Here is a 12,237-nt window from a genome sequence, read left to right as displayed (position 1 = left end):
GGAATGTCTCCGGCGGCTCCAAGGTCGCACCGTGCAGCAGCATCCCGACTGCTTCCTCCCGGCGGAAATGTCCCGGCTGCTTCATCCCGGCGCAGCCGGTGCACCAGGCGACGGACAGCAACCGCGGCCGGCACTATGGAAGCCCTCTTCCGGCCCTTAACGTAACGCCGATAATCAACATTATGTCAAGTAAACGGAAAGTTGCCAGGAGGGGCTTCGCCTGGTTACGGGGTGAGACGCCATGGGTCCCAAGGCCGCTCAGGTGGATTTCGCACGACAACCCATAGCGGCCACGCCATAACGGCCAGAACGCCGAATGCCTCCCAGCCGAAGCCTGCATGCGACATGACGTTTATCAGCACGCCGATTAGAAGTATCAATACCCACCAGGACGTATAGAAGGCGCCGCGCGCCCTCCGTTTCCACCAGGAAAAACTGCCGCTGACATCGGACGGCGCCCGTTCATCTTTGGATACGAATTGGCCCACCAGGAGGCCCACGGCCATGGAGGTCACAACGACTTCGGGAACGAGACCAAGGGCAAACGCTCCAGCGGCGACCAGCACGGCCACCCAGACTAGAACCCGCAGGCCGCGGCGAACGAACGGGCCGGGACTTCCCTCCCCCTGGATCGTCATGAATGAATAGTACCGACGACGGCCGAATGGCAGTTCCCACGAAGCCAGCTCAGTACGAACCACCTTTGATGTTTGCGGCGCCGCTCGCCACACAAGACCTTCGTGAAGGAAAGCATGCCGCTAAGGGGTTCGGTCCTGCGGCCCTCTCCCCTGCCAGATAACCGGCAGGCCAACAACCAACCCGATTACTGTGGCGGGCACCGCAATGACTCCAGCAAGATGAGGCAGCAAGCCGTCCGGTGCCGCGAGATCGGTCCAGCCAACCAGCAGTGCCGTGGCGCCGACGGCGAGCGTCCCTGGCCAGCCAAAACCCCGAAACCGTGCCCAGCCCGCCGCCGCAGCGGACGCAACAGCGCCCAGGAAGATCAGCGTATGGCCGGACCTTTCGCGTTCAAAACCATCGGAATATCCGAAGAGGAAAGCGGTGAGCCAGAGTCCCCATGCTGTTAGGCCAACGGAGACCAGGACTCCTAGAGCCCACATGCCAGTTTCCAAGCGGCGCCGGCGGAGGGAAATCATGGGCACAGCCTACGCCGGGTCCCAGTAGCCCTCGCCCCCCGGCGCCGGGTTCGGGCCGACAGCTACGGCGTGCCCGGCTGGGTGCGTCTCGCCGTCGTCATGTGCGGGATCCAGCAGCGGACCGTGTCGCAATACTGCTGAAATTCATCACCGTACCGTTCCAGCAGGTCTGCTTCCTCCAGCGGCCTGACGGCGTAATTCCACACGAGCGAGCCGGCGACTGCGTAGGCAATAACCAGCCACGACTGCATCATCACGCCTACCGCGGCGCCCTGGACAATCCCTGCGACCGCCATCGGATTGCGGATCCAGCGATACGGGCCCACGATGACCAGCCGGTTGGGCATCGCCGATGGCAGCGGCGTGCCGTGCCCCAACGTGGACATGACGATGGCCGACCAGATGCCAAGAGCGCTGGCAAGTAGCAGGACCATGGCGCCGACTGGATTTGCAGCCGGCGGAAATGGAAGGGCCACCGCCCACCGTTGTTCGAGGAACGCGAGGGCAAAAGGAACGACGGCCAGGAAGAAGCCCCAAAATATGACGATCTGCCCGAATGTTGCGGCGACATGGCTTACTGCTGCCGGGCGGCGGGCGGCCGGGCGGAATGCGAAGGGCCCGCGGATGATCCATGCGGTCAGTATGCGCCCCAGAAGCACCGCGCAAAGCGCGATCACTGAACCAGCGAAGGCCGCACCCATGGTCACCACACCCCAGCCGGCCTCGGCCGTTATGGTGGCATATGCCGCCAGCACGAAGGCGACCAGTCCGGTCCAGCTGACACTCACCACTGCGGCGGCCCGGATACCAAAAGCGGCGAGGGCTGAAGCCACGACAAATAGGGGAATGTCGAAGACCGCGACGGCGGCGGCATCAAGATTGCCGAGGGTCGCCAGGCGGATGGCCGGGGACACCAGAACCGCAATCCACCAGGACGCACCGGCGAAAGCCTGGAAGGCGAAATACGTCCGCCCCCACCAAACGAGACGCGTCACAGATCTAACCCCAGCACTGGTCCCCTTGTCCTCATGCGGTTCGAATTCATTCAACGTCTGACCGTCGACCCGGCGCGCCGGGGTTTCGTCGAGAACGATGGTGGGAAAAGCCTACCCATGGAACGCTGCAGCGTCCGGGATGCGGACTGCCCGCCGGTCCCCCAACCGGCGGGCCGCCCCAGCGCGGGAGCTAGTGGTAGTTCAGGCTGACCAGCAGCGCTTTGAGTTGTGCATATTGTTCCGTGGCCATCCACGCCTTAGCCGCTCCCCGGTTCTTGAATGCGGGGTCGGCGAAGAGCACACGGGTGACCAAGCCGCCGTTGTCAGTCGACACAACGTTGCACCAGGAGGGCACCCCGTCGCCCTGCTTCAGCGACCGAGGATCGACCAGGCCCATGAAGTAGGCGTCGCCGGCACCGGCACCATAAGATTCAACGGAGAACCCGAAGACCGGGCCGGAACCATTCGGTGCCGCCATGCCCGCGACCTCCGCCTGATCCAACACCCGCCGCGACACCGGGCCCCCGGCACAGCCCACGGGAACGCCGTTGGCCATGAGAAGCAGATCGTTGCCGGCGCCGTCCGAAACAACAGCTTCGACACCGGGAGGCCCCGCCGGAGGAAGCGCTGTCCGCACCGTCCACGACCCCGGGTAGTCGAAGGAGATGTGCCCGTCGGGGAAGGTGAATGTCTTGAGGCTGCTGGGCGCGGGCTTTGCCGCCGGCGCGTGAGTCGGTGCGGCCCCGCCCGCTCTGGTGGGCGAAGCGGCAGGCGAGGTCGCAGAGTTTGCGGTCCCCGGAGTGGCCAGCGGCGAAGCGGCCAGCACCGTAGAGGAAGTGGTGGCGTCTGTCACTGCCACATTCGGCGCGGCTGCGGGAGCAGCCCCTGGCTGTGGCCCACAGCCGGCCAGGACGAGGCTGGCGGCAAGACCGGCCATTGTTACTGCGGTGATGTACCCGGCACGATTGGATTTCATTTTTTTACCCCCAATATCTATGAAGGCGGGCTAAACGTCCCGCTAGATATAAGGTTTCCCGGGCGTGGCCAGAAATTACGGAGCCGCCAAAAATCTCTAAAGCCAGGCCTCAGGGCAGTGCCGGCGCGCCCTGCTCGTCTGTCTCGACCCAGTAGCGCCGCTTGCCGTTGCGGGTGTCTTCGTAGACGCCGCCGTTGCGTTCGATGGTCGCCCTGGATCCGGCGTTGTCCTCGTCGCAAGTGATCAGGACCCGGGAAATTCCGAGCTCCTTCGCCACCGGCAGGGCGTCAGCCAGTGCCTTGGCTGCGTGGCCGCGGCGCCGTGCGGACGGCCTGACGCTGTAGCCGATGTGGCCGCCCTCGTTGAGGAGGAAACTGTTCAGCTCATGCCTAATGGCCAGCGAGCCCAGGAAGGTGTCGCCGTCCACAATCCACAGGTAGGTGCACGGGACGTATCCGGGCTTCCGGGGGGTCTCCGGTAACGCATCGTTGACGAGCGCACCGACGAAGCGGCGGAAGGTGGCGGTGTCCTTGAGATCATCCAGCGGCCAGTCCTCGGCGCCGCCGCCGTCCCTGTGGGCACCGTCGAACTCTGCTGATCCCTCCAGCCAGGAGGAGTGGTAACGGATGTCTGGAACAATGAGGCGGGCCATCAGACGATCCTATGCCCCGGGATCAGTCGAACATCACTGTATTGGTCGCCACGACGCCCGCCGCACGCCCCGGCGCCGACTGGTTTTGCCAGTAGAGGTTTGTGTGGGCGATCACCAGCTCCGGCGGCGGTGCGCCCCAAGCCGAAAGATCCTCAGTGGTGTGCGCGTCACCCACCAGGGTCACGTCGTAGCCACGCACAAACGCCCCGTGGATGGTGGATCGGATGCACTCGTCCGTTTGCGCTCCCGCAACGAGGATTCGCCCGACGCCGGCAGCGGCGAGCACATCTTCAAGGTCCGTAGCCTCGAAGGAATCACCGTAGGACTTGTGCACCAGCGGTTCGTGCTCCGCCCGGGACAGCTCAGGAACATACTGCCAGGCCTCGCTCCCCCGCTCCAGCTGCGCATCCGAATGCTGGACCCAGATGATCGGGACGGCGGCTGCACGAGCCTTGTCGACGAGTTCGGCGATGTTCGCAACGACGGAATCGCGCTCGTGGGCGCCTTCCACCACCCCGTTCTGCACATCGATCACCATCAAGGCCGTGTTGGGCCGATCCGACAGCGTTGTCATGATCATCTCCTTGCTCGCAGCTGTGGTTACTCAGGTCATCATGCTGGGCCGCGACGGCGTCCCGCAATGGCCGCAGCTAGGCTGGAGGTATGCCAGCCAACACTCCCCCAGTCGCCCAACCGCCGTCGACCGCACGAGTCGCCCTGCTGGCCGCCGCCGGCGACGCGGTCCTGATTCTGCTCTTCGCCGCGATCGGACGCGACGCCCATCAACGTGGCGAGATCATCACCGGGGTCCTGGCTACGGCCTGGCCGTTCCTCGCCGGCGCCGCCGTGGCATGGCTCGCCCTGCGCCTGTGGCGGGGTCCCCTGGCGCTCTGGCCGGCCGGCGTCGCGGTCTGGCTCGGCACGGTGGCGGTCGGCATGCTGCTCCGGGCCCTCACCGGGCAGGTTGTGGTTCTGCCGTTCGTGATCGTGGCGCTGCTCAGCCTGGCCGTTTTCCTGCTCGGCTACCGCCTTTTGTTCGCGGCCACACGGCGTCTCCGGGCAGGGCGCCGGCGGAGCTGATGCACTAGGCTTGCAAGCAGATGGCACGGCCTCAATGGGGCCAATCAACAAGCCAGCAACGGCGCACCAGATCCGAAAGGCCCCCACGTGATCACCGCTTTCGTCCTGATCAAGACAGACGCTTCCGCCATCCCGGAGACGGCTGAAAAAATCTCCGCGATTCCCGGCATCAGCGAGGTCTACTCCGTGACCGGCGAATGGGACCTGATCGCGATCGCACGCGTCGCCAAGCACGAGGAGCTCGCCGACGTCATCGCGGACAAGCTCTCCAAGGTCCCGGCCGTGGTGCACACCACCACGCACATCGCCTTCCGCGCCTACTCGCAGCACGACCTCGACGCGGCGTTCGCCCTGGGCTTCGAACAGTAGCCAGCCCAGCGGGCACGGAGCGCCGCCAGCCGGAGGGAAATTAGTCGCGGGAGAGTGCGACCCAGCGGTCCAGCACCGCGGCTGCCGCGCCCGAATCGACGGACTCCTCGGCCCGCTTCATCGCAGCTGCCATCCGTTCGGTCAGCGGACCCGAGGCGTCCAGGTCGAACGACACCAGACCGGCAGCGGCGTTGAGCAGCGTGGCATCCCGTGCCGGGCCAGGCTTTCCGGCAAGCACCGAGCGGACGACGGCGGCGTTGGCGGCAGCGTCGCCGCCGCGCAGTTCCTCGACAGTCGCCTGGCGGATACCAAGATCGCGGGGGTCGAATTCCTGCTCAATAACCTTGCCGTCGCGGATCTCCCAGATCCGCGACGGACCCGTGGTGGTCAGCTCGTCCAGCCCGTCGTTGCCGCGGAACACCAGGCCTCGGCTGCCGCGCTTGGCAAGCACGCCGGCCACCAGCGGCGCCATCCGTTCATTAGCGACGCCGACGGCGGACGCCTGGACGTGCGCCGGGTTGGTCATCGGGCCCAGGAAGTTGAAGGCCGTGGGGACACCCAGCTCGCGGCGCGCGACGGCGGCATACCGCATTGAGGGGTGGAAGACCTGCGCAAAGCAAAAGGTGATTCCAGCCTCTTCGGCGTTCCGGGCTACCCGCGGGATGGGAAGGTCCAGCCGGACACCCAGCGCCTCCAGCACGTCGGCGGAGCCCGAGCTCGACGACGCCGCCCGGCCACCGTGCTTGACCACCTTGGCGCCCGCTCCGGCCGAGACGAGAGCGGCCATGGTGGAGATGTTGACAGTATTCAGCTGGTCTCCGCCGGTGCCGACGATGTCCAGCTTTTGACCCGCGATCTCGATCGGGTTGGCGGAGTCGATCATCGCCTCGACGAGGCCCGTGAGTTCTTCCACCGTCTCACCCTTGGCGCGCAGCGCCACCAGGAAGCCGGCCACCTGGGCCGGCGTAGCTTCGCCGGACATGATGGAGTTCATCGCCCACTCAGTATCGCCGGCGCTGAGGTTCGTGCCGAGGATGAGGGCGCCAATGAGGCGCGGCCAAGTCTTGCCTACAGCCTGTGCAGATGCCTGAGAAGTCACGTTCTGATGCTATCGAGCCGGGGGCTGCAATGCCCAATGCGAAGGGGTCCCGGAACTTTTCCCCGCGATTTCGCGTCTTTGTAGAAAAAGTCCCCCCAAAACGCGGGTTGCGTTGGGCAGGACGGACTTTTACAGACATAATGTCTATGTGACATCTGCGACCCATGCCCCCAGTACCCCGGCGCACCCGACGCTGAATCGCCCGAACATGGTTTCCGTTGGAACCGTCGTCTGGCTGTCCAGTGAGTTGATGTTCTTCGCCGGTCTCTTTGCCATGTACTTCACACTCCGTTCGACTTCCGGACAGATGTGGGCCGAAGAGACAGCCAAGCTCAACTTCCCCTTTGCGCTCGTAAACACGATCGTCCTCGTGGCCAGTTCCTTTACTTGCCAGATGGGCGTCTTCGCCGCCGAACGGCTCCAGCCGCGCAGGCTCGGCGGGCCCCTGAGCTTCACCCGCTGGGGAATGAACGAGTGGTTCACACTCACATTCATCATGGGTGCGTTCTTCGTGGCCGGCCAGGCGACCGAGTACGCCATGCTCGTCTCCGAGCACGTCTCGCTCTCTTCCAACGCCTACGGTTCCGCGTTCTACATGACCACCGGCTTCCACGGCCTGCACGTCATCGGCGGCCTGATTGCCTTCCTGCTCATCATCGGACGCTCCTTCGCAGCGAAGAAGTTCGGACACTTTGAGGCAACTTCCGCGATCGTCACCTCGTACTACTGGCACTTCGTCGACGTCGTATGGATTGGCCTCTTCCTGGTCATCTACGTCCTCAAGTAGCCCCACTTGTCTCTCTTTCTACAAGAGATAGAATTTCAAGAAGCGGCTCCCGGAGCCAACGCAGGATCGAATAAAGGAACCACCACGTGAAGGCACTCTCGCAGAAGCGACGTCACCCACTGGCAGCAGTTGCACTGTTGCTGATGGGCCTCCTCATCACTGGTGGGCTGTACGCCGTCGCCACCACCGTCAACCAGGCCAAGGCCGACACCACGAGCTTCAGTGCAAGCGACGCAGAAGAGGGCGGCAAGCTGTTCGCCGCCAACTGCGCCACCTGCCACGGCATGGGTGCCAGTGGCTCGCAGGCCGGACCGTCGCTCGTCGGCGTCGGCGCCGCCGCCGTTGACTTCCAGGTTGGCACCGGCCGTATGCCCATGCAGATGAACGGCCCGCAGGCTTACAAGAAGCCCGCCCAGTTCAACGAGGAGCAGACCCACCAGCTCGCGGCTTACGTCGCTTCGCTCGGCCCCGGCCCGTCCATCCCCGAGGCAGGTGTTCTCGATGAGAAGGGCGACGCCGCCAAGGGTGGCGAGCTGTTCCGCACCAACTGCGCCATGTGCCACAACGCTGCTGCAGCCGGCGGCGCGCTGACCCGGGGCAAGTTCGCCCCGGCTCTCGCTGACGTCTCCGGCAAGCACATCTACGAAGCCATGGTCACCGGCCCGCAGAACATGCCGGTCTTCTCCGACGCCAACGTCTCCCCCGAAGGCAAGCGTGACATCATCACCTTCCTGAAGCAGATCGAAGCCAACGGCTCCCCCGGCGGCAACGACCTGGGCGCCCTGGGTCCCGTCTCCGAAGGCCTGTTTGTTTGGATTGCCGGCCTGGGCGTCATCATCGCCTTCACCATCTGGCTGACTTCGCGGACGTCCTAGACGGACCGCGGCACCTGTAAGAATTTTCTGCTGATCCGTCAGCAGTTTGAATTGAAAACTAACTCGACACTGGTCGAGACGAGAGAAGGATGAGGCGAATTATGGGCAACCATAGTGACGGCAGTCCGAACCACTCGGGCACCGTAGCTACGGCTGGTCAGAATGAGGTGGAGAAGTTCCAGGATCCTGGAATTCCTCCGCATCGTTTGCGCCTGGCTGACACGGACCCGAGGGCCGCCAAGCGAGCGGAACGGCAGGTGGCCATTCTGTTCGGCGCCTCGGTCGTTGGCACCCTGATATTCCTGGTGGCGTACTTCGCCATCGATCTTGGAAATGACTCCTCGATCGCCACTATCCGGCTGCAGAACATGCTGCTGGGTATCGGCACCGCCTTTGCCATGCTGGGCATCGGCACCGGCATCGTGCACTGGGCCAAGGCCCTTATGCCGGACCACGAAGTGTCGGAAGAGCGCCACGCCATCCGCACCGAAGAGGACCGCCTGGCCGCTGTCCGGATTGTCGACGACATCGTCGAGGAAACCGGCATCAAGCGCCGCCCGCTGATCCGCAACACCCTGCTTGGGGCCGTCGCCCTGGCGCCGCTGCCGGCCCTGGCCGTCTTCGGCGACCTCGGTCCCCGCCCGGACAACAAGCTGGCGCACACCATGTGGGCCCCGGTTGGCGGCAAGACCAAGCGTCTCACCCGCGACCCCGATGGCACCCCCATCAAGGCCTCGGACGTCACCATCGGCTCGGCTTTCCACGTCATCCCGGAAGGGCTCAACGAGCTCGAAGAAGGCAAGTTGAACGAGAAGGCGAAGTCCGTCGTCCTGCTCATGCGCCTTAACCCCGAGTCCCTCAAGCCCTCCCCGGGCCGCGAGGACTGGAGCTACAACGGAATCGTTGCCTACTCCAAAATCTGCACCCACGTTGGTTGCCCTGTTGCCCTGTACGAGCAGCAGACCCACCACCTGCTGTGCCCGTGCCACCAGTCAACCTTCGACCTGACCCAGGAATGCAAGGTTATCTTCGGCCCGGCCAGCCGGCCGCTCCCGCAGCTGCCCATCGCCGTAGACGACGAGGGCTACCTTTACGCTACGAGCGACTTCCATGAACCCGTTGGACCTAGCTATTGGGAGCGTGCTGAGCATGAGCGCAACATCAACCCCTAACGCCTCCCCCTTCGTCGCCAAGACCAAGGGCGGCCGCATTACCGATTTTGTTGACCAGCGCGTGGGCGGTTCCGGAATGCTCCGGGAATTCGGCCGCAAGGTCTTCCCGGACCACTGGTCCTTCATGTTCGGCGAAGTGGCCCTGTACTCTTTCGTCATTCTGCTGCTCTCCGGCACCTTCCTGACCTTCTTCTTCGACCCGTCGATGGCGGAAACCCACTACCAGGGTTCCTATCTGCCGTTGAAGAACGTCGAAATGTCGGTGGCCTACAGCTCGTCCCTGAACATCTCCTTCGATGTCCGCGGCGGCCTGTTCATGCGCCAGGTCCACCACTGGTCCGCGCTGCTCTTCGTAGCCTCGGTTTCGGTGCACATGCTTCGGGTCTTCTTCACCGGCGCCTTCCGCAAGCCGCGCGAAATGAACTGGGTGGTGGGCAGCGTGCTGCTCATCCTCGCCATGGCCGCCGGCTTCACCGGCTACTCCCTCCCCGATGACCTGCTCTCCGGCAACGGCCTGCGCATTATCGACGGTGTGATCAAGTCCATCCCGGTGATCGGCACCTACATCTCGTTCTTCCTCTTCGGCGGCGAATTCCCGGGCACGGCTATTATCGGGCGCCTGTACATGCTCCACATCCTGCTGGTTCCCGCGCTCATCCTGCTGATGATCGTCGTGCACCTCTTTATGGTGGTCGTGCACAAGCACACCCAGTACCCCGGCCCGGGCCGCAACGACGGCAACGTCGTCGGCTACCCCCTCGGCCCGGTTTATGCGGCGAAGGCCGGCGGCTTCTTCTTCATCGTGTTCGGCGTCATCGCGCTGATGGCCGGTTTCTTCACCATCAACCCGATCTGGAACTACGGCCCGTACGACCCCTCCCCCGTCTCGGCCGGCACCCAGCCTGACTGGTACATCGGCTTCGTTGACGGCGCCCTGCGCCTGATGCCGGGCACCTTCGGGAACTGGCACGTCGAGCAGGTCTGGTTCGGCCACGTCTTCACGTTCAACGTGCTGCTGCCGGCGCTGGTCCCTGCGGGCATCCTGTTCACCGTGATGTTCACCTACCCGTGGATCGAACGCTGGATCACCAAGGACGACCGCGAGCACCACGTCCTGGACCGTCCCCGGAACGCGCCGACCCGCACCGCCATCGGCATGGCCGGCTTCGTCTGGTACTGCGTGATGTGGGCTGCTGCTGGTTCCGACCTCATCGCCACCCACTTCCACGTGGCCTTGAACGACGTCACCTATTGGCTGCGCGCCCTGTTCTTCATCGGCCCGGTACTCGCCTTCATCATCACGAAGCGCGTCGCCCTGGCCCTGCAGCGCAAGGACCGCGAAATCGCCCTCCACGGCCGCGAGACAGGCCGCATCGTGCGGCTGCCGCACGGTGAGTTCATCGAGGTCCACGCCCCGCTGAACGAATACAAGCGCTACAAGCTGGTCGGCTTCGAATCCCCGTCGCCGCTCCCGGCCGAGCCGAACAGCCACGGCGTCGTGGACCGCAAGGAAAAGCGTCGCGCGATGCTTTCCAAGTGGTTCTTCGAGGACCGGGTCGCTCCGGCAACCCCGGCCGAACTCGCGGCGGCCCACGGCCACCACGGCGAGCACGAGTCGATCGAACCGGCTGCGGAGCAGAAGAGCCTCAGCCACTAAGACACGGCATTAGTCCACAGAAAGGCCCGGTCCACCAGGACCGGGCCTTTCTGCGTTTCAAAGGACTCCGCGCTGGTTGTCAGGGGCGGTAGCCGGAGGCGTAGTTCCGTGTGGGACGGACCCCGGGGCGCTGCAGCGGCACCCAGAGCTTGTAGCGGTCCGCCCGGTAGTAGGAGACCGAGTAGTCGACCATGGCCCGGGCCACGAAGGCGTGGCGCTGGATCTTCAGCAGCGGTGAGCCGACCTCCACGTTGAGCAGGCGCGCCGTGGACGGAGACGCAGCCGTCGCCTCGATCATGTCCTCGCCCCACTCCATCACCAAGCCGTACCGCTCGCTCAGGACGTTGTAGAGCGACGTCGGCGGCTCGCCGTCGAGCAGTCCGGGCACGCGGTGCGCGGGGATGAAGTTCTCGTCCACGCTCATTGGCTCACTGTCCGCCAGCAGGAGTCGCCGGAACCGCACCAGGGGTGTTCCCTCCTCGAGCTGCAGTTCGCGGGCCAGAAAGGCGCTGGCGTTGATCTGTTCAAAGCTGAGCACCTTGGCGGCCGGGACCATGCCGCGTCGCTGCATCTCCTCGCTATACGAGGTCAGTTTGACCTGGAGGTCCAGCTTGGGCTTTCGGACGAAGGTGCCGAGGCCCACCACGCGCTCGATCACTTCTTCGCCCACGAGCGCGTCTATGGCCTGGCGCACGGTCATCCTGGCCAGCCCGAAGCGTTCGGAGAGGTCCCGTTCGGAGGGAAGCGCCGAACCCGGCGGGCAGGAGCTGGCAATGTGGGCGCGGAGGATTTCGCGGAGCTGGACGTAGATGGGGGTGCCGCTGGTCCGGTCAATGTCACCGGCCATCCGGGCCGCGTTAGAGCCCACGGAGGCGCCTGCTGCAATCGTTCATCCCTTAAGCCTAAGACACTTTCCCAGCAGGTCTAGACCACTCAGGTCTGCCCGGTTCGCCCGGGACTTCTCCCCCGGCTACGCTGGATATGCGCCCCGCCGGCCTGTCGTTTCCGGACCAGTTGGCCGGGGGCCCCCAGCACCGGGCCGGCACCGCCCGGCGCGTCACGATTGAAGGAGTTCCATTGCCAGCACGCAAGGCGGTCGTCCAGGCCTCGATCGGACTGCACGCCCGCCCCGCGGCCGCGTTTGTCCGGGCCGTGACGCAGACCGGATTCGCCGTCACGATCAGCAAGGACGGCAGGCCGGGCGTGGATGCACGGTCCCTGCTGGAGGTCATGACCGAGGACTTCGCCTGCGGTTGCGAAGTGGAGCTGGCGGTACGGCCGGAGACGGTCCCCGACGATGCGAGTCTCGCCGACGCTGAGCGCGCCCTCACCGAGCTCTGCGCCCTGCTCGAGTCCCAGTCCGGCTGACCGGCCGCCACGCCCGCTGGGCACAGGCAAACGACGGCGGGCCCCCACCA

The 12,237-nt window shown here is 64.9% G+C and carries 15 protein-coding genes; 7 read left to right on the top strand and 8 right to left on the bottom strand.

The window, feature by feature from the left end:
• Nucleotides 1–224: 224 nt before the first annotated feature.
• The 6 genes from AC1DH3_RS06020 to AC1DH3_RS05995 form a co-directional block, all read right to left on the bottom strand.
• Nucleotides 225–638, bottom strand: a complete 414-nt coding sequence (locus AC1DH3_RS06020; protein ID WP_476908812.1) for a hypothetical protein — start codon at nucleotides 636–638, stop codon at nucleotides 225–227.
• A 120-nt stretch (nucleotides 639–758) separates the two neighbouring features.
• Nucleotides 759–1,157 (bottom strand): hypothetical protein, encoded by a 399-nt coding sequence (locus AC1DH3_RS06015; protein ID WP_476908811.1) that lies wholly within the window; start codon nucleotides 1,155–1,157, stop codon nucleotides 759–761.
• Between the two features lie 62 nt (nucleotides 1,158–1,219).
• On the bottom strand, nucleotides 1,220–2,206 hold the full coding sequence (locus AC1DH3_RS06010) for a methyltransferase family protein (protein WP_476908810.1): 987 nt from the start codon (nucleotides 2,204–2,206) through the stop codon (nucleotides 1,220–1,222).
• Nucleotides 2,207–2,342: 136 nt separating this feature from the next.
• Complete coding sequence (locus tag AC1DH3_RS06005; RefSeq protein ID WP_476908809.1) at nucleotides 2,343–2,630, bottom strand: hypothetical protein; 288 nt, start codon at nucleotides 2,628–2,630, stop codon at nucleotides 2,343–2,345.
• Between the two features lie 607 nt (nucleotides 2,631–3,237).
• On the bottom strand, nucleotides 3,238–3,780 hold the full coding sequence (locus AC1DH3_RS06000; RefSeq protein WP_476908808.1) for a GNAT family N-acetyltransferase: 543 nt from the start codon (nucleotides 3,778–3,780) through the stop codon (nucleotides 3,238–3,240).
• A gap of 22 nt (nucleotides 3,781–3,802) precedes the next feature.
• Nucleotides 3,803–4,354 carry a cysteine hydrolase family protein gene (locus AC1DH3_RS05995; RefSeq protein WP_476892503.1) on the bottom strand — a complete coding sequence of 184 codons (552 nt, stop codon included), beginning with the start codon at nucleotides 4,352–4,354 and terminating at the stop codon, nucleotides 3,803–3,805.
• Between the two features lie 89 nt (nucleotides 4,355–4,443).
• Here AC1DH3_RS05995 and AC1DH3_RS05990 point away from each other — a divergent pair, with 89 nt between their 5' ends.
• Together AC1DH3_RS05990 and AC1DH3_RS05985 are read left to right on the top strand one after the other, a co-directional pair.
• A complete protein-coding gene (locus AC1DH3_RS05990) occupies nucleotides 4,444–4,860 on the top strand; it encodes a DUF3054 domain-containing protein (protein ID WP_476908807.1) in 417 nt (138 codons plus the stop codon).
• 87 nt (nucleotides 4,861–4,947) lie between these two features.
• Complete coding sequence (locus AC1DH3_RS05985; protein WP_146337532.1) at nucleotides 4,948–5,229, top strand: Lrp/AsnC family transcriptional regulator; 282 nt, start codon at nucleotides 4,948–4,950, stop codon at nucleotides 5,227–5,229.
• 40 nt (nucleotides 5,230–5,269) lie between these two features.
• Here the strand turns inward: AC1DH3_RS05985 and trpD are convergent, their stop codons facing one another.
• Nucleotides 5,270–6,328, bottom strand: coding sequence for an anthranilate phosphoribosyltransferase (gene trpD / locus AC1DH3_RS05980; protein WP_476892501.1), 1,059 nt, complete (start codon nucleotides 6,326–6,328; stop codon nucleotides 5,270–5,272).
• Between the two features lie 112 nt (nucleotides 6,329–6,440).
• Here trpD and ctaE point away from each other — a divergent pair, with 112 nt between their 5' ends.
• The 4 genes from ctaE to qcrB all read left to right on the top strand — a co-directional run bounded on the left by ctaE (nucleotide 6,441) and on the right by qcrB (nucleotide 10,819).
• Nucleotides 6,441–7,115: an aa3-type cytochrome oxidase subunit III gene (gene ctaE / locus AC1DH3_RS05975; protein ID WP_217500973.1), complete on the top strand. Its 675-nt coding sequence runs from the start codon at nucleotides 6,441–6,443 to the stop codon at nucleotides 7,113–7,115.
• 86 nt (nucleotides 7,116–7,201) lie between these two features.
• Nucleotides 7,202–7,990, top strand: a complete 789-nt coding sequence (gene qcrC, locus AC1DH3_RS05970) for a cytochrome bc1 complex diheme cytochrome c subunit (RefSeq protein WP_138769290.1) — start codon at nucleotides 7,202–7,204, stop codon at nucleotides 7,988–7,990.
• 101 nt (nucleotides 7,991–8,091) lie between these two features.
• Nucleotides 8,092–9,162, top strand: a complete 1,071-nt coding sequence (qcrA, locus tag AC1DH3_RS05965; protein ID WP_441417765.1) for a cytochrome bc1 complex Rieske iron-sulfur subunit — start codon at nucleotides 8,092–8,094, stop codon at nucleotides 9,160–9,162.
• Nucleotides 9,140–10,819, top strand: coding sequence for a cytochrome bc1 complex cytochrome b subunit (gene qcrB / locus AC1DH3_RS05960; protein WP_441417764.1), 1,680 nt, complete (start codon nucleotides 9,140–9,142; stop codon nucleotides 10,817–10,819). Before qcrA ends, qcrB begins: the two co-directional genes overlap by 23 nt.
• Nucleotides 10,820–10,898: 79 nt before the next feature.
• On the opposite strand, the gene AC1DH3_RS05955 is transcribed toward qcrB, so the two are convergent.
• Nucleotides 10,899–11,666: a GntR family transcriptional regulator gene (locus AC1DH3_RS05955; protein WP_441417882.1), complete on the bottom strand. Its 768-nt coding sequence runs from the start codon at nucleotides 11,664–11,666 to the stop codon at nucleotides 10,899–10,901.
• Nucleotides 11,667–11,896: 230 nt separating this feature from the next.
• Between AC1DH3_RS05955 and AC1DH3_RS05950 the strand changes: the two genes are divergently transcribed.
• Nucleotides 11,897–12,187, top strand: a complete 291-nt coding sequence (locus AC1DH3_RS05950) for an HPr family phosphocarrier protein (RefSeq protein ID WP_476892499.1) — start codon at nucleotides 11,897–11,899, stop codon at nucleotides 12,185–12,187.
• The last annotated feature ends 50 nt before the right edge of the window (nucleotides 12,188–12,237 follow it).

It is taken from the genome of Arthrobacter sp. 05L428, from assembly GCF_056397665.1.
Note: the sequence above shows the minus strand (reverse complement) of the source record. Positions and strands in the feature narration are given on the sequence as shown.